Genomic DNA, 21,817 nt, shown 5'->3' with positions numbered 1-21,817 from the left:
AGGAACTAAAATGACTTTTAACAGACGGAGATTCCTAGGCACATCCGTGGCTGCGGCTGGCGTTTTGGCCGCACCAATGGTTAAGGCCGCCGGTCACGCCAAAGCCCATGTTGTGGTTGTTGGCGGCGGCGCAGGTGGTGCAACTGCTGCGCGCTATATCGCCAAAGACAGCAAGGGCGAAGTGGCAGTCACGCTGATTGAACCGACGCGCACGTACTACACGTGCTTTTTCTCGAACCTCTATATCGGTGGGTTCAAAAACATCGACGACATCGGCCATTCCTACGGCACATTGGCAGCTGGTGGTGTGAATGTTGTGCACGACTGGGCCGTCGGCGTCGACCGTGCCGCCAAGACTGTCTCGCTGGCAGGCGGCGGATCCATGTCTTATGATAAACTGATCCTCAGCCCCGGCATCGATTTTGTCGAAGGCGCTGTGGAAGGCTGGGACATAAGCGCGCAAAACGCGATGCCCCACGCGTACAAGGCCGGATCACAATCCGAATTGCTTAAGGCGCAACTGATGGCGATGCCACAGGGCGGTACCTTTGCGATGGTAGCGCCACCCAACCCCTACCGATGCCCTCCGGGCCCATATGAGCGTGTGTCCATGGTGGCCCACTACCTGAAGGCCAACAACCCAACAGCCAAGATCATCGTGGCCGATCCCAAGCCGAAATTTTCCAAAATGGCGCTGTTCCAAGAAGGTTGGGCAGACAACTACGATGGCATGATCGATTGGGTCGGCTCTGACTTTGGGGGCGATGTTGTTTCTGTAGATCCCGGCGCGATGACCGTGTCCATTGATGGCGAAGTCACCAAAGTTGACGTGTGTAACGTGATCCCGGCCATGAAGGCCGGCCGGATTGCCGAACTTGCTGGCGTGACCGAAGGCAACTGGGCACCAGTGAATGCCGCAGACATGTCGACCAAAGCGGATCCGGATGTCTATGTGCTGGGCGATGCCTCGCAACAGGGCGATATGCCCAAGTCTGGTTTCTCGGCCAACAGCCAGGCCAAGGTATGCGCGAACGCCGTGCGTGGTGCGCTGACGGGATCCAAGGTGTTCCCGGCACGTTTCTCGAACACCTGCTGGTCTTTGATCGACACCAACAACGGTGTGAAGGTGGGCGCGACTTATGAGGCGACCGATGAAAAGATCGCCAAGGTTGACGGGTTCATCTCGGCCACCGGTGAAAGTGCTGAAGTGCGCAAAGCGACCTATGAAGAATCTGAAGGTTGGTACAGCGGTATCACGGCTGACATGTTCGGCTAAACACCTAAAAAACAGCCCCGGCGACCTATGTTGCCGGGGCTTTGTGTTTTGGGGCGCGCGAGATAAAGCACCTTGTCCAAAGGGACCGAGCGGTTGCGGATCACCCAACGCCGCTGCATTCAGATGCGGATATTTATCATTTGATTGATGCGCTCGGGGCGCTTTGGTTTCAGTGTCAGCTGGCCTGTAAGCCGCTTGCCGCTGAATTAAATCTGGCGTTTGCGTTAATTCTGTGAGGCTTCGGCGCGCTGCGCCAGCCAACCCAAATAGCCCGTTTGCAACAGCAGCACATTCTCGTACCCCAGCACGCGCAGTCCAAACGCGGATTGGGCGGACAAAGCGCCTGTATTGCAAAACAGCACGACCTTTTTGTCTGTGGGGATGTCCTGAAGTTGGGAAAATATACTGCGCCATTCGATGTTTGTGGCACCGGGGATCGTATCCGTGGCAAATTCGTCCGCCGTGCGCGTGTCGATAAACGCGATGCTGTCCAAGATGTCTGGGGTCAGCTGGGCAGGTAGAATTATTCCTGCGTCATAGGGGGCAAAATCGGCATAGTCCTGTATGACCTCCAGAACTGGATCGGCGTGCAAGCTGCTTGCCAAGCCACAGCAGACAGTGAAGGCAGATACGCGTATCATTTCCAAGCCTTTGTGGCCGTCTCATAGGCTGCTTTTGCGACTTTGTCCGAAACGACGGGCATACCCCGAGCGATCCATCCCGGGCCTTTGGGATTGCCCATCATGCCTTCTGAGACATCCGCCACGCCCGAAATGTTGTTCTTGGCAAGAATGTCGATGATGTAGGCTGTGCGCCCGCCCGTGGCGCAGATCATTGCAATCTGATCCGGGCGGTAGTTTTGCAAAATAACATTTAGTCGTTGCCCAAAATCCGCTTGGTGCATGGATACGGGCCATGCGCCTTTGGCAACACCGGTTTGGGCCCACTCCTGTGGTGAGCGAATATCAAGCACGATCATATCATTGGACTGCATCTTGTCCGCGGCCTCAGGCGCGGACAGGATTGGCGCCTCTGCCTGTGCTTGCCCCAAGGCCAACATCAGCACCGCGACACTGACAATGATCAGGGTGAGTAGGCGGTCAACGATCAAGAAAGGAAGGGCGGATATCGCGGTCATTCAAATTCCATCTGTTCATAGACACGGCCTGCGTTGCGTGTCGCCAATTCCTCAAACGTATCCAGCTGCGCATAGGGCGATTGGTCAACGTAATAGGCCTCGGCCAAGTCACCCCCATTGTCCAAATGTGCCCCAATTTGTGCCCGCAAATAAAGCAAGTAATCGCGGGTATACTTGCGGACCTGTGCCATATTCGTCGGATGGCCATGGCCGGGAATAACATAGGTCGCCCCCAGTGCTTCGAATTCAGTGTCCCACGTTTCGATCCAATCCAGGACAATTGTGTCCTCAAAAATCGGCAGCATGCGTTCGTGAAAGGCCATGTCACCCGCAATGACGAGGCTTTGCTCGGGCAGCCAGACCTGCGTGTCCCCGGCACTATGAGAGGGGCCGAGGTACAAAACTTCTATCGTGAAATCACCCATTTCGATCACACGTTTGTCTTCAAACGTCTCGGTGGGAAAGGCCAGAAAAGTGCCCTCAGCCTTGTCGCGGTTATATCGCTTCATCCCATCGAGGATATTTATCCCGCGTTCTTCCATCTCGTGCTTGGCATCCACATGGGCCAAGATCGGGACGCCTTGCTTGGACCAGTATGAATTGCCCAAGACCGCGTGGCCTTGCCCGTTTTCGTCGATCACCAGTTTGACCGGTTGATCAGTGATTTTCTTGATCTCATCGTGCAAAGCTTTGGCCAGAATATAGGCCGCACCGCCATTGATAACGATCACGCCGTCACCGGTCACAATAAAGCTGAGGTTATTGTTATGGCCTGCATTCTCATAAGTAGGTGGCGCTGTGGCCCCAATGGCTGACCACACGTTTGGGATCACTTCAACGGGTTTGGCATAAAGGGCCGAACCCGGATATTGGTCGGCAATATCCTCATCCGCACCAGCGGCAGTGCAGATCATCAAAGCGGCAGCAAGAGATCGCAAAAGCATCAGCTGTCCTCCGGAACAAAGACGAACCCATCGCCCATTTTGTCAACGCGGCCAATGCCACCTTGCGGTAAATGAAAGCCTATCACAGCCAAATCCTCGCCTGTTAGGCGATCAAACAGCATGTTGCGCGTTGCAACCGCAGTGTCGGGATCTTGGTCAGAACCGCTCAACCAATTTGGCTTGCGAAACGCCACGTGATGGTTGCCAATGGCATCGCCACAGACCAAGGCACCGCGGGATCCACTGCGCACTTCAAAGGCCATATGGCCGGGGGTGTGACCGGGGGTGGACAGCGCCGCAATACCGGGTAGGACCTCTTGACCATCTTCAAAGAAGGTAACGATGTCTTTGATCGCTTCCATCCTGCGTTTTGCCCCAACCGCAAAGGCCGCGCGGGCCTCGCCAATTTCGGAAACGGTGTTCGGGTTCCACCAGTAGTCCCATTCTGCACGGCCCATCATGTAGTTGGCGTTGTAAAAAAGTGGCTCATCAAAATCATCAAGCAAGCCCCAGATATGGTCGGGGTGGGCATGGGTGAAAACCACATCGGTAATATCCTCGGGGGCAAGGCCAAGCGCCTCAAGGCTGTCCACGATGGTGCCGGCTGTTGGCATGAAATCCGGGCCAGAGCCTACGTCAAATAAAACGGTCCTTTCGCTATCGCGGTAAAGGGCGAGGTTACAATCCGGTGTGATTTGATCCGTGGCAAGATTGTAATCAGCCAAAATGCTGCTCAATTCGCCTTGCGGCATGGCGTCGAACAAGAAACTGCCCGGAAGGGTTAAATTGCCGTCACTCACAGTGGTGAGCGTACCAGATCCAAGAGCAAGATCAGCGCGGACGAGACCGGGCAAACACGATGCCATGCAAAGTCCGGCCCCTTGCTTGAGAAAAGTTCGTCGACTTTGGTTCATGACGGCCTCACAGTTAAATTCGTTTATTCGAATATGATGAGGTAAGCCGTTCGACGCAAGAAGAGTTAAAGAAATAGGCGATAATTTCGACAGATTGGTCGTGCCTTTCACGGGGCTAAGGCACGTCGCACAGCGTATCGAGCTGGGTGCGGGGTTTGCGTATCCCCGCCCAACTTCCACCATGTTGAAATTCACTGCGGTTTGGGCAATGCCGTCCATTTGCTGTTTTATTTGCTTGGACAGTTCTTCGCTGGATGTGGCTTGGGCGCAAGGAGGCTGAACCCCAGCTCGGCGGACACGCAAAACGTCACCATGCTGGACCTACCCGCAAGGATGACTTTGTTTGGTTCGAATAGCAGGCGTCGCAAATGCTGGGCAATCTGGCGACCTGTGTTTAGCGTATCCCCAAACCGAACAAGGGGCAGGTTTGATGGGATCGCCAGCAACGGGACCTTCATAAGCCTAGATCAGGCCTTGGCGGAAGCAGCCAAGTAGCGACACGGCGGTTTAACTGCAGTGGATATATATAGGGCCCGGCTCGCGGCACGCTCAATCGGTGGGCGTCTGTTTTGCAGAACCCAAGTGCGCTGCGACCCGCATCATCCAGTGTTTGAAGGCCATCACTTCCGGCTTTTCCAATGAGGCTGCTGTTGTCACAAGATCATAACCCAGCCCCGGGCGTTCCGCGTAATTTGGAAAAGGTTGGACCAGCAGGCCTGCCTCAAGCGGATCAAGAAGAATGGGCCAACTGGCTAGGATCACCCCTTGCCCTGAAATCGCCGCTTGAACCGCCAGACCATAGTCGCTGAACCGAAGGCCTGAATTGGTGTCCATGGTCGCGATCTGATGTCGCGTGGCCCATTCGGACCAATCGAACCACTTTTTCGTGGTTTTGGCCCAAGGCTGATCCGATAGATCCCAATGAATCAATGGCGCTGAGGTGAAGTGCTTTGAAGGCGCGGCTTGTTGCAGCTCTTGGGCCAGCGCTGGGCTGCAGGCTGGAAAAACCCTGTCATCAAAGAGGCGTTCGGTGACCAGCTGGGGATCGGGTGCCACGCCGTATCTGATGGCCACATCAACATCGCTGTTCTTCAGGTCCACAATCTTTTGGGTGGAGTCGATCAATACATCAATGCCCGGATTTTCCTTGCGAAACCCCGGCAAGCGTTGAACCAGCCATGTGGTCGCCAGCGATGCCTCAACCGAGACGATCAGGCGTTGCGGCGCTTCAAAGTCCCGCATTTTCCGGACCCCATTGGTCAAGGATTGCATAGCAGCAGCAAGGTCGCTTTGGGCACAAGTTGCAGCTGGGGTCAGGGCAATGCCGCGCCCGTTTCGCACAACAAGACGCTGACCAAACGCACCTTCCAGCTTGGCAACAAGCTGCTTTACGGCGGCCGGCGTCACGCCAAGTTCCTCTGCGGCCCGCGGATAGCTTTGATTTCGACCGACCGCTTCGAGTGCGCGCAAAGCATTCAACGAGGGCAGCCATTCCGTCATAAGTTAGTTTTTCTGCTAATTAGGTGCACTTCAAATGTCTTCTGTGATGGTGTGAAGCCTATTATCCTTTGGGCAAGGACGCAAATATCCTGTCCGCAGACTGTCAGGATATCTAATCAACAAGCGGCACGGCCTCTGTAGAACTTAAGGGAGACAAACATGCGCTCAAGCGACGGAAATACCAGAAGTGTGGTCACAGACTTGCCCGGGGCAGGGTGGGACTACTCGATCACACGCCACCCGTTTCACGCCCATGAACAGCCAAAAGGCGCGCATTATTGCGTTTATAACCGGCGTCTGATGGCGGTCTGTTTTGACGACCATACCACCGAGGACGGCTATTGGCGTTTGCGTCGTGAGGCCGCCCTTTTGAACACAGGCGAATTCCCACTAGAGTTTCGCGGCCCCGATGCAGAACGCCTGCTCGATAAATTGTTCACCAAAGACATAACCAAGGTCAAAGTGAACCGCTGCGGTTATGGCCTAGCGTGTTACGAGGACGGCGGCCTTTTGGTCGATGGGATCCTATTGCGACTGGCCAAGGACCGGTTCTGGTACGCGCAGGCTGACGGCGATTTTTATTCATGGGCCCGTGCCCATGCGGCTGGCATGGATGTTGAGATTATCGATCCAGATGTTTTTGTTAGCCAAATTCAAGGCCCCAATGCGCTGAAGATCCTTGAAGCCGCAGCAAAAGATGGGCTGCCCGAGAAGTTCACTTATTTCGCTGTGGCCCGCGTGGATTTTGGCGGCCAAGAAGTCATTATCACGCGCACGGGCTACACTAATGAGTTGGGTTTTGAATTCTACACTGAACCGCACCACGACGCCGACGCGCTTTGGGCGCATCTCAAGGCTGCTGGCGCCGAGTACGGGCTGGAAATCTTTGGGTTGGATGCCATGAATATTCGGCGCATTGAGGCTGGCATTCTGAATGCGGGTGCCGATTTCAACATGAACACAACACCCTATGAGGCAGGGCTTGGGCGTTTCGTCGATGAAGACAAAGGCGACTTTATTGGCAAAGCATCACTGGCTATCGCCCCCAAAGAACGCCGTTCCCATGGTCTGAAATGCGCCACAGGCGAGCCGCTGATTTCAGGCGGTATTTACGTGGATGGTGTTAAAATTGGTACTGTGACGGCAGGGGCAACCTCGCCCTATCTTGGGCACGGGATTGGCATTGGGTTGATGGATGACACGGCCCACGGCGTTGGCTTGTCTGTCGAGATCAAATGCAAGGATGGCGAACTGCACGCAGGCGAAGTCGTGGGCTTACCGATGTATGATCAGGATTGCGAAATTCCGCGCGGCAAGCTTGTTGATATTCCTGACCGTCCAGCGACGGCATAAGTCTGACTGTGGCCCCTTAACCCAGCCTGCGCGCAGTGGGTGGGGGGCCACGACATTTGCACAAACGGAAGCCAAGCTTTGAAAAATAATGCGTTGATTATGATCGGCTGGCTTTTGTTCATCGCCTCGTCGGTGGCCTATATCGTGGCAAGCGTGGGCCACTTCTGGGCCATGACAGGCAGCCTACTGTTTTTTGTAGCCTGCCTTATTTTTGTTTGGGCGCATTTGCGCGAGGGTCCGTGAACGGCGCGTCTTTGGTTCTGTGATCTAATCCAGCCCGAGGATTTTGCGCCGACGCGCGGCCCATGAATTGATCGCAATATCAAAGGTCAGCGCCATAAAGACCACTGAAAATCCAAGCGTGAAATTTGCCCCCAAATTGGTCCCGGCAAGGGTGCGCTGCATTTCCTGACCCAAATCGCGGGTGCCAATAAAGGCCGCGATAATGACCATGAAAAAGGCAAAGATGAACGCTTGGTTCAGGCCCACTGCGATCGTTGGCATGGCCATGGGCAATTGAACATTCCACAGCTTTTGCGACCGTGTGGCCCCAGACATATCCGCAGCTTCGGTGATCTCGGGCGAGACCCCGCGCAATCCTTCGATGGTGTAGCGAATAACGGGCACCATGGTGTAGATCAAAATGGCAAAGATGACAGTCACAGGTGTGATCCCAAAGAGCATAATCGCGGGCAGCAAATAGATGAAGCTTGGGAAGGTCTGCGCCGTGTCGCACACAAAGATCATCCATCGGGAGGCCCGTTCTGTGCGCGCCGCCCAAATAGCGAGGGGCAAGCCAAAGAGGAACGACAAGAAGACCGCTGTCACTGTTGCATGCAAGGTCAGCATAGCCCGATCCCACCAACCCAACTGTGCGACAGCAGAAAAGAATAAGAGGCCAATGAGGCCCGGGAGCCATCCACCTAATGCATAACTGACGCCAGTGACCATCAGGATAATCGCAAGCGTTGGTACATAGAGCAGTGCTTTCTCAGTTGGGATCAGAACCCAAAGATTAAAGAACCATCGGATCCCTCCGGCAATTGCTTTGACCCATTCAAGGTTAAGGAATCCTTTGATTAGCACATCGATTTCTTTGCCCATGGACAGGGATTGCTTACGGCCCACTTCGTCCAGAATTGGGAACACTTGCGCCAACGCCATGAACACCACAAACGCAGCAAGGCCCAAGACTAGGAACAAATGCTGTTTCCACCAAGGAGTGCCCTTTTCAAAATGAACGGGCTGCTTGACGACCCATGCTTTGCTCAGCCGGTCCAGCGTCACTGCCAGCAACACAATCGTCACGCCAATCTCAAACGACCGCCCCAGCTTAAAGCTATTCATCATCGCCAACAGCTTGGCCCCAAGCCCCGGCATGCCGATGAAGGCAGTCAGAACGACCATCGCCAGTGACAGCATGATGACTTGGTTCAGGCCGACGAGGATCTCGGTGCGTGCAGAGGGAATGTAGACATGGCGCAACATTTGCCAGCGCGTGGCCCCAGACATTTTACCGGCTTCAATCACATCAGAAGGCACTTGTTTCAGACCAACGATCGTCATCAGGATAATCGGCGGCATCGAATAGACGATTGTGGCCACAGAAGCGGCTGTTGGGCCGACTTTGAAAAAGATAACCGCAGGCAACAGGTAGGAATAAAAAGGCAGCGTTTGCAGCACCAACAAGATCGGGCGCAGCAGCTTTTCAACCAGTTTTGAATTCCATGCTGAGATGCCCAAAACAAGACCCAACAAGAACCCTACAGGGGCTGCGACCATGATGACGGACATGGTCTCCATGGCCCATTTCCATTGGCCCATCAAGGCTGTCCAGATGAAGGTGCCTCCGGCCAAGAGGGCCAGTTTCCATCCACCCAGCCAATAGCCCAAAACAGCGGCACAAGCGGCGACAACAGACCACGGCAAGGCGTCTATTCGGGGCCATCGCGATTTGCCGTAAAGCACGTTTGCCATGGCATCGATCAGGAACCCAAGCCATCCTGCAATGGTGCGGGTCACATGGATTAGGCCAAGATCATTTTGCAGCCATGCAAAACCGGCATCCAACCAATCCGCCCAAGGCAAGACCCAGCTTTCTGGTACACGCACCATCCATTCGGGTAACCAAGGTTTCAGAACAATCAAAGCAACGGCTAGGGCCAAAAGACCCCAGATCGTCGCTTGCCGCGTCGAAATTCCGCCAGATTGTGCGGGGTGGTCTGTGCTTGGGGACGGGGCTTGGGACATATCGGTCATTGAAGATGATCCAAGATGAGGGGCCTTGTATCATACCCCTGAACACTCAATTTCCGCAAAAATATTGTAGAGATCACAGTACGCCCCCGCCTATCGCGCCGCTATTCGTTAACGTGAGTGTCAGCGGCGTTGGTGTGTTTGTCAAATGATGGTTGCGCCTGTCGCGCTTAAAATGGCTAAAAACCCACGCCGTAGCAGGATGTTGTGCTTTGCTTCGTGCGCGTAGCGATAGGACCGATCCACAACAGCGTGTTTTTGAACGCACCGCACTTGTCATGGATAAAGGTAGGCCCGTACTGCCCACCATGGGCAACCTGTGTCACTGCATTTACCCTGAGATCTATAGAGCCAACGCAGTGTGGAAAGTAATCAACCGTCAAATTAATTGACATGTTAATTAATACTGGCCAAGCTGAGGAAAGACGTCGTCATCTTTTAAGTTCAGCAGTGTCCAAGCCATGAATTTTTCTGCTCGCCTTGTGTTCGAAATCGCGCTTTTCAAAGGCGTTGCTTGGCGGTGTGGATCCCTGCGATGACAACTGGGCCACAGACATCTGCAGAATTGTATCTCTTTGACGAGGCCGTTCCGACAGACACCTTGAGCAAGTTTCAAAGCGAATGCAGGCCTGACAAAAAGGTCAAAGTGGAGGATCTGTTTAAGTTTTCTCGCACCCGTGGCGATTTGCAAGTCTCCTTAGCGGCAGCCGTGATCGCCCTGTTTTTTCTGGCTTTCTTCTGGACGCAAACGGGATGGGATAGCCGTAAACTGCCGGACGACTTTGGCACCTATGTTGCCTATCAATTTGGTCTTGCCGAGATTGATGGCCGGGTCACGCGACTTGGGCGGATCCTGAAACAGTCATGGGTCGCCCCCTTGCTGTGTTTGCTGGTCTTTGTGCCCGCAGCCTTGTGGAATCTGCGCGCCTCTTGGAAGGAAACCGCATGGCGCAAACGCTTTTTGCTGCCCACAAGCGCCTATTTTGAGCTGACAAAATACGCGGCGGCCTTGGAATATGTTGTCTACTTCATTGGCTACACATTAATTGTGCCAATCCTGGGCTACCTTGTATCCACTTTGATTTTGGGTACCTACCTGACATGGCGCTTGGGGTATCGCAGCCGGTCATGGCTGCTGACTGGATTTGTCACCAGCTTTGCTGTGGTCATCGCCTTTCGCACGTTTTTGCAGATCAAAACACCGATCAGCATCTGGCTTTATGATCAACTGCCTGCGGCGACGCGGGCGTTTATGTTGACGTATTTCTAGGGGTTGGCGATGGAAGCGTTTCTTGCAGGATTGGACAGCTTGATGCAGCCGGCGGTTCTGCTGGCAATTGTGATCGGCTCTGTTGGTGGTCTCATCATCGGTGCGGTTCCCGGCATTGGGCCTGCGATTGCCATCGCAATTTTGCTGCCTGCCACAGTGTTTTTGGACGACCTCGTCAGCCTTGTTTTGTTGTTGGGGGTATATGGTTCGTCGATGTATGGCGGAGCCATTCCGGCCATCTTGATCAATACACCCGGTACGCCTGTGAACGCCCTCACCACATATGACGGCTATGCGATGACGCGGCGGGGCGAGGCTTCGCGGGCTTTATCCTTGGCCTATTCTGCCTCCTTCTTCGGCGGCTGTTTCTCGATCCTTATGGCGCTGATCGCCCTTTTCGTCTTTGGTCCTTATCTGCGCGATCTTGGGGCACTGTTTGGCCAGCGCGACATTTTGATGGCAGCGGTCTTGGGCGGTGTTTTATTGGTCGCAGCGCACCGCCAAACCATGGGCATTGCGGCCCTTTTGTTCGGCTTTGGTTTCCTGATTGCGATGATCGGTCGCCAATCGACCCGCAAAATAGACCGGTACACTTTTGACATCGAATACCTCTATTCGGGCTTTAACCTGATCGTGGTCATCGTAGGCATTTTTGCCCTGTCGCAAGCGTTGAACCTGATGGTGGGCAAGGATGATGATCCGCCGGAGGCGCGTATTACTGGTGGACTGCTCAGTGGGTTTCGCGAGATCGCAGGACGTAAACTGATCACCTTTTTTTCGGCCTGCTACGGCACTGTTATGGGGATTATCCCCGGTGTGGGCGAGTTTGTGGCGCAGTTCTTTAGCTATTCCACAGCGCGCTCGTTGTCGAAAGATCCAGCACGCTTTGGCCATGGATCCTCGGAAGGGTTGATCGCTTCAGAGACCTCTAACAACGCGGTCCCTGCAGCTGCGATGATCCCGCTGCTGGCGCTGGGCGTGCCGGGCGAGGCGCTGACCGCAATGATGATGGTGGTCTTTTTTGATGCGGGGATTAAACCGGGACCAGATATCTTTGAAAACAACCCAGATTTCCTGTTCAGCCTGTTTACAGCGCTGTTGATTATCAATGTGCTGGTCCTTGTGACCCTTCTTGTTTCCACAAAATACATCGCCAAAATGGTCTATATCCCCAACCGGTTTTTAGGGGCCTTCATCATGATTTTATCGTTTGTTGGCGTCTATTCGATCCGAAACAGCCTGACAGATTGCATTTTTGCGGTCATCTTTGGCTTTATCGGCTTTGTGCTGCGCCGCCTTGACTGGCCGCTTGTGCCCATCGTTTTGGGCCTTGTGCTTGGCTCGATCATCGTCGAGCGCCTCACCGCTGGGGCGGGCCAGATTAAATCTGCTGTGGACCTTATCAACCGCCCTGTATCGGGCACCCTATTCGTGGTGATCCTTATGGTCATAGGATTCATCATTTGGACGTCACTCAAAAATAGACGCACGGACTATCAAACATGACCAAAACAACGGGAGACTACCAATGAAAAAATTCGCACTTACTGCCGCGCTTGCGGCGACAACGATCCTTGCAGGCGGCATGCCTGCAATGGCGGAATACCCAACGGCGCCGGTACAGTTTATTGTGCCCTTTCCACCGGGCGATTTCGAAGACATCACAACCCGCATGATCGCGGCCAAACTGCAAGAAGTATCCGGCGTGTCCGCCTCTGTCGTAAACCGTCCCGGTGGCGGTGATGGCCCTTTTCCGGGCGCACTAGAAGTCCTCAATGGCCCCACTGATGGCTCTGTCATCGGCTCATTTGTGATTGGTGTGCCCGTTGTTGGCCCCAATATCGGTATCGGCATTGAGGAAGACAGCTTTACCCCAATTGGTGTCTACCTCACCTATCCGTTCATTCTGGCCGCTGCGGGCGACGCACCGTATTCGGATATGACAGGGCTTGCGGCCCACGCCCAAGACAATGACGTGGTGCTTGGACATTTTGGAGCTGGCCTTGCGCCGACCAAAGCCACCTTTGCAGGCGCTGCTTTGATGGAGTTTGAGTTTGCGGATGACGCGGCCTTTGACATGCTCGATTGTAACTCGCTGTCGTCTGGGGATGCAGATGTGATCAACACCACATTGGCCTTGATCGAACCGTGCTTGGATGATGTCAAAGTGCTGGCCAATATCGGGTCCGAACGGATTGGCAAATTGCCAGACGTCGCAACCTTGTCTGAACAGTCCGGCGTGTCCGAGTTGGAATTGTGGAATGGTCTTTTTGTAAAGAAAGGCACACCTCAAGAAGTTATCGACGTGATCGCGGACGTGGCACAGCAGGTGATTTCCAGCGAAGAAGGCCAAACACTGATGGCTGAAACTGGTGCGCGGCTCTACTGGGAAGGCACGGCCGAGGCCACGGCCCGGATCGAAGCCGACCGCATGAACATCGCTGAGATGAACAAAATCATCGGTGAATAAAGACCCTCTAAGGTGGCTGCCCTTGGTGGCCACCTTCCACTTTTCTGGCCTGTTTCTGGATTGATCTCATGCGCCGTATCAAACTTGGCATTTTGCAAACGAACCATGACAAATCCGTGGATGTAGGCGACGCCTTTCCGGATGATGCGCACCGTTTCCGCGATATGTTTGATGCACAAGACGACCGCTTTACCTACCAAATTTACATGACCATCGGCGGCGAGGTGCCTCAGGATTTGGACGAACAGGACGCGTTCATGATTACCGGTAGCCCGCTGAGTGTGTTGGATCCGCATGTTTTTTCCGATGATCTGATGGATTTCATTCGCCGCTGTGATGCCGCCAAAAAACCGCTGATGGGGGCGTGTTTCGGGCACCAAGCCATTGCTTTGGCTTTGGGCGGTACCGTCGAAAAATCACCCAACGGCTATAATGTCGGGATCGAGGACACCGTCTATCACACCAAGCGTTCTTGGATGACGCCCGATCGTGACACCTTGCCTATGTATGTGTTTCACGAGGACACTGTGACCAAACTGCCCGACGGCTGCGATCTGCTGGGATCCACGGCCAATTGCAAAAACGCGAGCTTTGCCAAAGGCGATCACATCTTTACAACCCAAGCGCACCCTGAGTTCAGCCACGCCTTTATGGCATGCGTGTTGACCTCGGCCCAAGGGGCTATCCCCGCCGAAAAACGCCAAGCGGTTTGGGCCAGTTTGGAGCGCCGTCAAGACGGGCGGATCTTTGGCCTTTGGACCACAGAATTCTTCAAAGGGGCCATGACACATGCACGATGACGGCCACTTGAACCTCCTCAGCCATGACAGCTTTGCGCATGGCGTGCCGCATAAAACCTTTGAGCGTCTTCGTCGTGATGATCCGGTGTCTTGGACCGATGGCGACACTGAAACCAAGGGCTTTTGGAACCTCACGCGCCACGCCGATATCACGCTAGCAAATCGCGAAGGGCCTGTGTTCAGCTCGGCCCAAGGCATCCGGCTCGAGGATCAAAGTCATGAGGAATACATGGCGCGGCGCACGTTTCAGGAAACCGATGCGCCGGAACACACAAGCACACGGCGCGCGGTAAATCCGAACTTTGCCAAGCCTGTGATGGCCCGGTTCGAGCCGCTTATTCGCGAGCTTGCCAGCGATATTGCCGACAGGGCCCTGCAAAAAACCGAGTTTGACGCAGTGGAGGCTATGGCCAAACAATTGCCCATGATGATGCTGGGGCGCATTCTTGGGGTGCCGGATGACGATCTGGATTGGCTGGTGGAAAAGGGCGATGCGCTGATTGGTAATTCGGATCCCGATTTTACCGAACATGTGGTCGACAAAATGGACACCAGCGCCTACCGATTTATGCCGTTCCGCAGCCCCGCGGGGGTAGAACTTTATGACTACGCCGCCGATCTTTTGGAAAACCGTCGCGCTGTGGCTGAAGGCGGGATTCTTGCCAAAATGATGCAGGATGAAAACGGGCTGAACGAGCTAGAATTCAAGAACTTCTTTTGCCTGTTAGTGGCTGCTGGCAACGATACCACGCGCTATTCCATTGCCATGGCGTTGAACCTGCTGGCCCAAAATTCTGATCTGATCACACAGCTGCGCACAGGCGACTATTGGGACACCTGCGCGGATGAGTTTATTCGCCTTGCCTCGCCCACAATGCATTTTCGCCGCACGCTGACGCAGGATTATGAACTGCACGGTAAGACTATGAAAAAAGGCGACAAAGCCCTTCTTTGGTTTGTGTCGGCCAGCCGCGATGAGGCCGCTTTTGACAAGCCGCATGACTGCCAGTTAGGCCGCAGTCCAAATCGACATTTGGCCTTTGGGCAGGGGGGGATCCACGTCTGTTTGGGTATGCATCTGGCCAAGTTGGAAGTCCGTATCGCCATCGAGGAACTGGTTAAGCGCATCGACCGGTTCGAGGCACTTGAAGCCCCCACATGGACCAGGTCAAACTTTATTTGCGGGGTGAAAAAACTGAATGTTCACGCGACAAGGGCCGCTTAACCCATGACCAAGATCACGCGAACACGCGCCCTTTTCAACGACATGCTGAACCTGCCACGTGGGAAATATGTGCCACCGGATGTGGCGGCGGGCGGGGCTATCGGCTTTGCGCGGGGGGCCTTTGCCGTGTCCTATGATCGCGAGCTTGTGACAGTTCCTGGCTGCGAGTTTTTCAACGGTGTGCCTGATATGGAACTGATGCTGGATGATGAGCGCCGCACGGGCTGGCAAGCAGGCACCAACGTGGCGCTTGGGGACCTTTATGCCGACGGCAAACCTTTTGGCCTGTGTCCACGCGGCGCTGTGAAACGCGCCGTCAAAGATTGGGAGGATCTGGGCCTGTCCCCGATGGTTGGCCTCGAGACCGAAGCGTTCATTTTTCAACGGGATCAAGACGGTGTCTGGCGGCCCTATGACACGCCCGGTGCGTTTGTCTACAGCACTGGCCCGGAAGGCGATCCCAAGGGTGTCATGGATGATATCTGGGAGGCCGCTTATGCAGCGGATATCCCTATTGAAAGCATGAACGGCGAGTTTGACAACGGCCAGTTTGAGTTAACGATGCGGTTTGATACGGCTGTCAAAGCTTGCGACGACGCTTTTTTGATGCGCACAATGGCACGTGAGATCGGCCTGAAAAAGGGCTTGCTCTTGACCTTTATGCCTAAACCCGTGCCCGATCGCGGTGGGTCGGGGCTGCACGTGAACTTCAGCTTCAATGACAGTGCGGGCAACAATATGGTCGCGCCAGATGGCACCCTTTCAGATCTGGCCAAACATTCGGTCGCGGGTCTGATCAAACATCATCCCGCTTTGGCGGGTATGTTGGCCACGACAGTAAACAGTTACGACCGCCTTAACCCTGGTGGGCTAGCGGGCTACTGGGCAAATTGGGCCGAGGATCATCGCCTTGTAACCACCAGAACTTCTTCCAAATCACCTAAATCAGCGCGACTTGAACACCGCATGGCCGATTGTGCGACGGGTCCTTATCAGGCCGTTGCGACGGTATTGCAGGCAGCCCGTCTGGGCTATGTCAACAAGCTGCCGCTGCAACCGCCCGAGGATCTGGATGGTTGGGAAAACGTCCGCGAAAAGCGCCATGTGCCCTCAGGCTTGGACAAGTCACTGGATGCTTTGGACAGGGATGTGGAGTTGCGCAAGGCCATTGGCGAATTGTATTGCGATGCCTTGCTTTACCTCAAACGCGATGAATTCAAACGGTTGGTGGGCAAAAGCGTGGACGAGGTGCGAGATTTTTATCTTCCCTTTGTCTGAGCTTGGCTAATAAACTTTACTACACGGTTTAGTTAAGTCATGATTTCCGAAAGGGAGTCCGCGATGCTACAAGAAATCCCCGAAGGCAAATGGGTCGCCAGTTTTCGGCGTGTGCTGAAACTCAACGGGATCGGTCAGGGCACAGCAGTGGCCATTGTCGCAGAAAGCCAGTCACGCCCCGTTTTGATGCAACTTTGCGCCCTTGCCCTGTATGATTTGGGCGCAGAATTTTCCACGATCCTGTTGCCGACCCCCGAACAAACTGCGCCAGTGCCAGTGAAATCAACCGGTGCCTCCAATGCCATCGCGGGCAAACGTCATGTGATCGAGGCGCTAAAGCGGGTCGAGGTGGTCGTAGACGTCACTGTCGAAGGGTTGCTGCACGCCGCAGAATGGCCCGAGATCGAGGAGGCTGGCGCGCGCCTGCTGGTAATCTGCAACGAACACCCGGAAATTCTGGAACGGACCGAGCCGCAAGCAGACCTTGGGCCCAAGGTTGCCCTTGGGATCGAGATGTTGCGCGATGCGGCCGAGATGCGCGTGACAAGTGCGGCGGGCACCGATCTGATGATCGATATTCGCGATGCGCCTTGCGGTGGCACGCCGGGTTTTACGACGTCCAAAGGCGGCGTGGCCCATTGGCCCGGAGGCCTGTGTTTGTGCTTTCCGGGTCAGAACACGATCAACGGCAAAATCGTCATGGCGCCGGGCGATATGAACCTGACGTTCAAAAGCTACCTTAGCAGTGAGATTGGATTTTTGATCGAAGATGATTTCGTCAAATCCATCGACGGTAACAGTTTGGATGCGGATCTCTTTCGCGAGTACCTGGCCGCGTGGGACGACCCCATCGCCTATGGCCTCAGCCATGTGGGGTGGGGCATGAACCCCCGTGCCCGTTGGGAAAGTATGGCGCTCTATGACAAGCGCGACGTGCAAGCTACGGAATTTCGCGCATGGTCGGGCAATTTTCTGTGGTCTACCGGATCTAACCAATATGCGGGCAGGTTCACACTGGGACATTTCGATCTGCCCATGCGCGGCTGCACCATTTCGCTGGATGGCACACCAGTGGTGATCGACGGCGTGCTGCAAGGAGACCTGAAATGAGCGATTTCCGGGATTACTACGACGTCTCAAAGTTTCGCCCTCAACATGTCAAAATGTTGGAGTTGATCAATGACCTTGGCCCAAAATTTGCGGAACGGGCAGCCAAACATGATAAGGAAGCCAGCTTTCCCACCCAAAATTATAACGAGCTGCGCGATGCAGGATTTTTACGGCTGGTGATCCCCGAAGAATTTGGCGGCATGGGGTTTTCGCTTGGTGAATATGCGACCATCGGGGCCGAGATCGGGAAATACTGCGGAGCTTCAGCCCTGACGTTTAACATGCACACCTCGTCGACGATGTGGCTGCGGTTCATGTATGAGATGCCCAATTTGACCGATGCAGAACGGACAGCATTTGCCCGCATGCGCGAGATCCAGTTCCCCAAGGTCGTCAATGATGGCGCGATTTTTTCCCAACCTATTTCCGAAGGCGGGGCCAATTGGACCTCGGAGCCGATCAAAACCAACTGCCGCCGCGTAGAGGGGGGATGGGTGATCAACGGGTTCAAGAAATTTGCCTCCCTTGCAGGCAATTGTGACTACTATTCCATCGTTTGCACCGAGCATTTTGAGGGCAAAGATCCCGCTCACGAAGATACGATGGATTTTGCCGTCCACAAGGACACCAAAGGTCTGTCGATTGTGGGGGATTGGGATCCTATCGGCATGCGTGGCACCGTTAGCCGTGATCTGGTCCTCAAGGATGTCTTCGTCAGCGAAGACGATCTGATGATGCCTGCGGGTGTCTTTGGTAAAACCTTGTCTCAATGGCCGCATATGATGGCGACGCTAACGCCGGCATATATGGGGGTTGCACAGTCGGCCTATGATTTCACTGTTGAGTATTTGCGTGGCGAAACACCGGGATTGCCACCGATTGACCGCCGTATTTATCCCACCAAACGTGCCGCTGTGGGGCGCATGTTCCAACGCCTGACCGAGATGCGCACCCTGTGGACCACCGCATTTTTTGAGGCCCGTGCCTTTCCATCAAAGGCAGAGGTCATGCGGGTTTATGCAGCGCAATACGCAGTAATGGAGGGCGTTCAGGAATTGGCGGCTTTGGCCATTCGCACTTGCGGCGGGCAATCGATGCTAAAATCCCTGCCTTTGGAGCGGATCTACCGCGACAGCCGCTGTGGTGCATTAATGCTGCCTTATACCACTGAAATCATGGAGGATTATCTTTCGATGATGACCCTTTACGACATGGATGACGTGGATCAGGTGACCTCGGACACCGCATCTGCGCGTGTGTCTATGTGGCGACCCGCCAGCTAGAGCGATGCCATCCCAGACGGTCCATTGTGCACGAACCCTCGACGCTGCTGCAGATGATATCTGGGCCGTGCTGAAGGGTTTTGATCTGACGTGGCATCCCTATGTCGTGTCCTGTAATGTGTTGCGCGATGCAGGCGGCGCGATGCTGCGCGACTTTGAAACGACAGATCATCAACGCTTGGTCGAACAGCGCACCTTTATAAGCGATACGGACCGCGTTTTATGCTACACTGCCCTATCGGGTATCGAGGGTGCCTTGCGCTACGCAGCTCACGTTGAGGTGGCCGTGGCCGGTGATCAGACCTTGGTAACATGGCAGGCCGACATAACGGCCAGCGCGGACCGCCTTGGCGCAATCGCCGAAGGAACACAGGCGGTGTTTGAAGCTGGTCTTGAAGCGCTTGGGCAGGATCTGCCCCAGTTGTCGCCGCGCAAGCAGGCTCAGGCGGATCCCGTGCCACTAGTCACGCAGGCTATTGCGAACCTCCCGCAGCTATCTGTGTTGACCAGCCAACACACAAAACACGGTAGCGACACACTGGTTCTGTTCCTGCATGGCATAGGCGGGCAGGCGTCGAACTGGTCAGAACAGATCGGGGCACTTGGTGGCACGTACTCTATGGCAGCAATGGATTTGCGGGGCTATGGCGGCAGCAGCCTTGGCGCTTCGCAAACCCAGATTGACGATTATTGCGCCGATATACTTTCTGTGGTGGCGCACTTTAACGCCAAACGTCTGGTTCTTGTGGGCCTCAGCATGGGCAGTTGGATCGCCACCAGTTTTGCGATGCGCCATGGGGATATGTTGGCGGGGCTGGTGCTGGCCGGGGGCTGCACAGGCATGTCCGAGGCGGATCCCGTTGAGCGGGAAAATTTCCTAAAATCCCGCGAAGTTCCTTTGGCGCGGGGCCAAACACCCGCTGATTTCGCCAGCGATGTTGTCGATGTGATCGCCGGACCAAATGCCCGCGCTGATGTGCGGGCGCGGCTGCATAAATCCATGTCCGATATATCTGCTGCCACTTACCGCGATGCTTTGAATTGCTTTTGTAACCCGCTGGAAAAATTTGATTTTGCCAAAATCACCTGCCCCGTCCTGTTGGTAACCGGCGAACAAGACAAATTGGCCCCACCGGGCGAAATACGCCAAGTTGCCCGACGTATTTTTGTGGAAAACGCGGCTTGCGCCAACGACTGTGATGTACGTTTTGAAGTTTTGCCGGACGCTGGCCATCTGTGCAATATCGAGCAGCCAGATGCGTTCAACGCACAGCTGTCGCACTTTTTGGAACGGTTGCCTTATGTCGCGCTGGGTTACAAACCGACCCGCCTTGAAAAGCAGCGTCAAAAACGGGCGCAGATCTTGCGCGCGGCTCATGCGGAATTTTGTGATGCTGGCTTTGACGGGGCCTCAATGGACCGTCTCGCGCGGGCGGCGGATGTCTCAAAACCCACGCTTTATCAGTATTTTAATGACAAAGAAGGGCTGTTTGCGGCAGTTCTGGATCAGGGGCGTGCCCATATCATTGCCCCTCTTGCGGGGCAGGGTGGGACGCTGGTGGACCGGCTTTGGCGCTTTAGCTGGACCTATGCGGAATTTGTGCTGCGCCCGGATTTGCTGTCATTGGCGCGTTTGATTTTGGGCGAGGCGGGACGCAGGCCAGAGAGTGCGCTCCAGTATCATCAAAGTGGTCCCGCGCGGGCCTTTGAGGGTTTGGTCGACTTTGTTGCCGCGGCTCATGTTGCGGGTGAATTGGACGTGGTCGATGCGCAATTGGCGGCCAATGATCTATGGTCGTTGATCCTGTCGGGGCCACGGGATCACTACCTGCATTATGTCAATGAACGCCCAAGCCAAGATGAATTGCTGCATGTCATTGCTCACGGGTTGGACATGTTTTTACGGGCCTATTCGTGCAACCTTTCGCAGGATCAAAAGGACCTTGGTGAAAAGGTCAGTGATTTGCGCTCACGGATAGGGAAATAGTCCAAATTGACGCAAGAAATATAGGCCGAGATCACTCTAGGGTCTTTGTACGCGTCCATTTTACCGGTAGCGTAAGCATCAGTATTTATTATTGATAGTCTAAAAGTGATCAAAAGCCAGATAACCCTCAAACAACTCGAAGCCTTTGTTTTTGTGATCGACACAGGCACGTTTCGCGCGGCTGCGGCGGCTTTGGGGACGACACAACCTAATATTTCGGCGCGGATAAATGCCCTTGAGGCCGCACTTAATGTCAGTTTGTTGATCCGTGATGCGGGCTCCGTTCGGTTGACGACCCCGGGTGAAAAGTTGCTGAAAAAGACCCGTGAGGTTCTGTGGGCTGGTGAGGCCTTGATCGAGGCGGCAGGCCAGCAAGGTTTGATCAAAGAAACCCTGCGGTTGGGCGTGACCGAACTTGTGGCCTGCACTTGGTTACAGGATTTTTTGCGGCTCATCAAAGAGGCTTACCCGAAACTTAGGGTCCAGCTAGAAGTTGACCTGTCCACCTCGATTGATGCGCGTTTGATGGAGGGTCAGTTGGATTTGGCACTGCAGACAGAGCCGTTTCAATCCACAAGTTTTGCCAGCGAGGCATTAGGGCCAGAACCCTATTGTTGGGTGGCCACCTCGGATTTGATCAAAAAAACCAGTCGGAATGCCAAGGTATGTGACTTGTTCGAGTTCACGATCCTGACCCACGCGAAACATACGCTGGCTTGTGCAGACCTTCACAAGTTTGCGACGGTAAACGGATTGCGTCGGGAACAAATCGTGCATTCAAGCGCTTTGTCCGCCTGTGTCCCGATGGTGTTGGAAGGTTTGGGCGTTGCGCTGTTGCCCCAGCGGTTGGTGCAGCCCGAAATCACGGCGGGTGTTCTGCATCAGATCCAGGCTGACTGGTTGCCAGCGCCTTTGTCCTTTTTTGCCCGCTATGCGCCTACGCGAGCTGCACGATATGTTGGCCACTGCGCACAATTGGCCAAAGCGGCGATAGAGTCCCGCTAGATCAAAGT

The 21,817-nt window shown here is 54.7% G+C and carries 19 protein-coding genes; 13 read left to right on the top strand and 6 right to left on the bottom strand.

Annotated features, from left to right (window positions below):
* Positions 1-10 precede the first annotated feature (10 nt).
* Entirely contained in the window at positions 11-1,276 is a 1,266-nt protein-coding gene (locus ACIRQ6_RS10960) for an FCSD flavin-binding domain-containing protein (protein ID WP_420860626.1), read from the top strand.
* Positions 1,277-1,500: 224 nt separating this feature from the next.
* On the opposite strand, the gene ACIRQ6_RS10955 is transcribed toward ACIRQ6_RS10960, so the two are convergent.
* From ACIRQ6_RS10955 to ACIRQ6_RS10935, 5 genes are all read right to left on the bottom strand, one after another.
* Positions 1,501-1,917: a rhodanese-like domain-containing protein gene (locus ACIRQ6_RS10955; protein ID WP_420860625.1), complete on the bottom strand. Its 417-nt coding sequence runs from the start codon at positions 1,915-1,917 to the stop codon at positions 1,501-1,503.
* On the bottom strand, positions 1,914-2,414 hold the full coding sequence (locus ACIRQ6_RS10950) for a rhodanese-like domain-containing protein (protein ID WP_420860624.1): 501 nt from the start codon (positions 2,412-2,414) through the stop codon (positions 1,914-1,916). Before ACIRQ6_RS10950 ends, ACIRQ6_RS10955 begins: the two co-directional genes overlap by 4 nt.
* A complete protein-coding gene (locus tag ACIRQ6_RS10945; RefSeq protein ID WP_420860623.1) occupies positions 2,411-3,358 on the bottom strand; it encodes an MBL fold metallo-hydrolase in 948 nt (315 codons plus the stop codon). The genes ACIRQ6_RS10950 and ACIRQ6_RS10945 overlap by 4 nt, the downstream gene beginning before the upstream one ends.
* Positions 3,358-4,224: an MBL fold metallo-hydrolase gene (locus ACIRQ6_RS10940; RefSeq protein ID WP_420860622.1), complete on the bottom strand. Its 867-nt coding sequence runs from the start codon at positions 4,222-4,224 to the stop codon at positions 3,358-3,360. The genes ACIRQ6_RS10945 and ACIRQ6_RS10940 overlap by 1 nt, the downstream gene beginning before the upstream one ends.
* 597 nt (positions 4,225-4,821) lie before the next feature.
* Positions 4,822-5,772 carry a LysR substrate-binding domain-containing protein gene (locus ACIRQ6_RS10935; protein WP_420860621.1) on the bottom strand — a complete coding sequence of 317 codons (951 nt, stop codon included), beginning with the start codon at positions 5,770-5,772 and terminating at the stop codon, positions 4,822-4,824.
* Between the two features lie 159 nt (positions 5,773-5,931).
* Here ACIRQ6_RS10935 and ACIRQ6_RS10930 point away from each other — a divergent pair, with 159 nt between their 5' ends.
* Positions 5,932-7,125, top strand: coding sequence for an aminomethyltransferase family protein (locus ACIRQ6_RS10930; RefSeq protein ID WP_420860620.1), 1,194 nt, complete (start codon positions 5,932-5,934; stop codon positions 7,123-7,125).
* A gap of 99 nt (positions 7,126-7,224) precedes the next feature.
* The gene (locus ACIRQ6_RS10925) at positions 7,225-7,368 is read left to right on the top strand and encodes a cytochrome oxidase subunit III (protein ID WP_420860619.1); all 144 of its coding nucleotides are present in this window, start codon (positions 7,225-7,227) and stop codon (positions 7,366-7,368) included.
* 24 nt (positions 7,369-7,392) lie between these two features.
* Here the strand turns inward: ACIRQ6_RS10925 and ACIRQ6_RS10920 are convergent, their stop codons facing one another.
* Positions 7,393-9,375, bottom strand: coding sequence for an ABC transporter permease (locus ACIRQ6_RS10920; RefSeq protein WP_420863897.1), 1,983 nt, complete (start codon positions 9,373-9,375; stop codon positions 7,393-7,395).
* Between the two features lie 541 nt (positions 9,376-9,916).
* Between ACIRQ6_RS10920 and ACIRQ6_RS10915 the strand changes: the two genes are divergently transcribed.
* The 10 genes from ACIRQ6_RS10915 to ACIRQ6_RS10870 all read left to right on the top strand — a co-directional run bounded on the left by ACIRQ6_RS10915 (position 9,917) and on the right by ACIRQ6_RS10870 (position 21,809).
* Positions 9,917-10,651 carry a tripartite tricarboxylate transporter TctB family protein gene (locus tag ACIRQ6_RS10915; RefSeq protein WP_420860618.1) on the top strand — a complete coding sequence of 245 codons (735 nt, stop codon included), beginning with the start codon at positions 9,917-9,919 and terminating at the stop codon, positions 10,649-10,651.
* Between the two features lie 9 nt (positions 10,652-10,660).
* Complete coding sequence (locus ACIRQ6_RS10910; protein WP_420860617.1) at positions 10,661-12,157, top strand: tripartite tricarboxylate transporter permease; 1,497 nt, start codon at positions 10,661-10,663, stop codon at positions 12,155-12,157.
* A gap of 22 nt (positions 12,158-12,179) precedes the next feature.
* The gene (locus ACIRQ6_RS10905; protein WP_420860616.1) at positions 12,180-13,121 is read left to right on the top strand and encodes a tripartite tricarboxylate transporter substrate-binding protein; all 942 of its coding nucleotides are present in this window, start codon (positions 12,180-12,182) and stop codon (positions 13,119-13,121) included.
* A gap of 68 nt (positions 13,122-13,189) precedes the next feature.
* The gene (locus tag ACIRQ6_RS10900) at positions 13,190-13,921 is read left to right on the top strand and encodes a type 1 glutamine amidotransferase (protein WP_420860615.1); all 732 of its coding nucleotides are present in this window, start codon (positions 13,190-13,192) and stop codon (positions 13,919-13,921) included.
* Positions 13,911-15,146, top strand: coding sequence for a cytochrome P450 (locus ACIRQ6_RS10895; protein WP_420860614.1), 1,236 nt, complete (start codon positions 13,911-13,913; stop codon positions 15,144-15,146). Before ACIRQ6_RS10900 ends, ACIRQ6_RS10895 begins: the two co-directional genes overlap by 11 nt.
* 3 nt (positions 15,147-15,149) lie before the next feature.
* Positions 15,150-16,424 carry a glutamine synthetase gene (locus ACIRQ6_RS10890; protein ID WP_420860613.1) on the top strand — a complete coding sequence of 425 codons (1,275 nt, stop codon included), beginning with the start codon at positions 15,150-15,152 and terminating at the stop codon, positions 16,422-16,424.
* Between the two features lie 63 nt (positions 16,425-16,487).
* On the top strand, positions 16,488-17,534 hold the full coding sequence (locus ACIRQ6_RS10885; protein WP_420860612.1) for a peptidase M29: 1,047 nt from the start codon (positions 16,488-16,490) through the stop codon (positions 17,532-17,534).
* A complete protein-coding gene (locus ACIRQ6_RS10880) occupies positions 17,531-18,817 on the top strand; it encodes an acyl-CoA dehydrogenase family protein (RefSeq protein ID WP_420860611.1) in 1,287 nt (428 codons plus the stop codon). Before ACIRQ6_RS10885 ends, ACIRQ6_RS10880 begins: the two co-directional genes overlap by 4 nt.
* Before the next feature lie 4 nt (positions 18,818-18,821).
* On the top strand, positions 18,822-20,804 hold the full coding sequence (locus tag ACIRQ6_RS10875; protein ID WP_420860610.1) for an alpha/beta fold hydrolase: 1,983 nt from the start codon (positions 18,822-18,824) through the stop codon (positions 20,802-20,804).
* A gap of 105 nt (positions 20,805-20,909) precedes the next feature.
* Positions 20,910-21,809, top strand: coding sequence for a LysR family transcriptional regulator (locus tag ACIRQ6_RS10870; protein ID WP_420860609.1), 900 nt, complete (start codon positions 20,910-20,912; stop codon positions 21,807-21,809).
* Positions 21,810-21,817: the final 8 nt, after the last annotated feature.

Origin of the sequence: Algirhabdus cladophorae, assembly GCF_044772865.1 — a bacterium.
Classification (GTDB): Bacteria; Pseudomonadota; Alphaproteobacteria; order Rhodobacterales; family Rhodobacteraceae; genus Algirhabdus; species Algirhabdus cladophorae.
This window is presented reverse-complemented; position numbering and strand designations above follow the sequence as displayed.

Bases quoted from the DNA above. Each gene is read 5' to 3' on its own strand.
- ACIRQ6_RS10960 (WP_420860626.1), top strand. From the start codon at position 11: ATGACTTTTAACAGACGGAGATTCCTAGGCACATCCGTGGCTGCGGCT.
- ACIRQ6_RS10955 (WP_420860625.1), bottom strand. From the start codon at position 1,917: ATGATACGCGTATCTGCCTTCACTGTCTGCTGTGGCTTGGCAAGCAGC.
- ACIRQ6_RS10950 (WP_420860624.1), bottom strand. From the start codon at position 2,414: ATGACCGCGATATCCGCCCTTCCTTTCTTGATCGTTGACCGCCTACTC.
- ACIRQ6_RS10945 (WP_420860623.1), bottom strand. From the start codon at position 3,358: ATGCTTTTGCGATCTCTTGCTGCCGCTTTGATGATCTGCACTGCCGCT.
- ACIRQ6_RS10940 (WP_420860622.1), bottom strand. From the start codon at position 4,224: ATGGCATCGTGTTTGCCCGGTCTCGTCCGCGCTGATCTTGCTCTTGGA.
- ACIRQ6_RS10935 (WP_420860621.1), bottom strand. From the start codon at position 5,772: ATGACGGAATGGCTGCCCTCGTTGAATGCTTTGCGCGCACTCGAAGCG.
- ACIRQ6_RS10930 (WP_420860620.1), top strand. From the start codon at position 5,932: ATGCGCTCAAGCGACGGAAATACCAGAAGTGTGGTCACAGACTTGCCC.
- ACIRQ6_RS10925 (WP_420860619.1), top strand. From the start codon at position 7,225: ATGATCGGCTGGCTTTTGTTCATCGCCTCGTCGGTGGCCTATATCGTG.
- ACIRQ6_RS10920 (WP_420863897.1), bottom strand. From the start codon at position 9,375: ATGTCCCAAGCCCCGTCCCCAAGCACAGACCACCCCGCACAATCTGGC.
- ACIRQ6_RS10915 (WP_420860618.1), top strand. From the start codon at position 9,917: ATGACAACTGGGCCACAGACATCTGCAGAATTGTATCTCTTTGACGAG.
- ACIRQ6_RS10910 (WP_420860617.1), top strand. From the start codon at position 10,661: ATGGAAGCGTTTCTTGCAGGATTGGACAGCTTGATGCAGCCGGCGGTT.
- ACIRQ6_RS10905 (WP_420860616.1), top strand. From the start codon at position 12,180: ATGAAAAAATTCGCACTTACTGCCGCGCTTGCGGCGACAACGATCCTT.
- ACIRQ6_RS10900 (WP_420860615.1), top strand. From the start codon at position 13,190: ATGCGCCGTATCAAACTTGGCATTTTGCAAACGAACCATGACAAATCC.
- ACIRQ6_RS10895 (WP_420860614.1), top strand. From the start codon at position 13,911: ATGCACGATGACGGCCACTTGAACCTCCTCAGCCATGACAGCTTTGCG.
- ACIRQ6_RS10890 (WP_420860613.1), top strand. From the start codon at position 15,150: ATGACCAAGATCACGCGAACACGCGCCCTTTTCAACGACATGCTGAAC.
- ACIRQ6_RS10885 (WP_420860612.1), top strand. From the start codon at position 16,488: ATGCTACAAGAAATCCCCGAAGGCAAATGGGTCGCCAGTTTTCGGCGT.
- ACIRQ6_RS10880 (WP_420860611.1), top strand. From the start codon at position 17,531: ATGAGCGATTTCCGGGATTACTACGACGTCTCAAAGTTTCGCCCTCAA.
- ACIRQ6_RS10875 (WP_420860610.1), top strand. From the start codon at position 18,822: ATGCCATCCCAGACGGTCCATTGTGCACGAACCCTCGACGCTGCTGCA.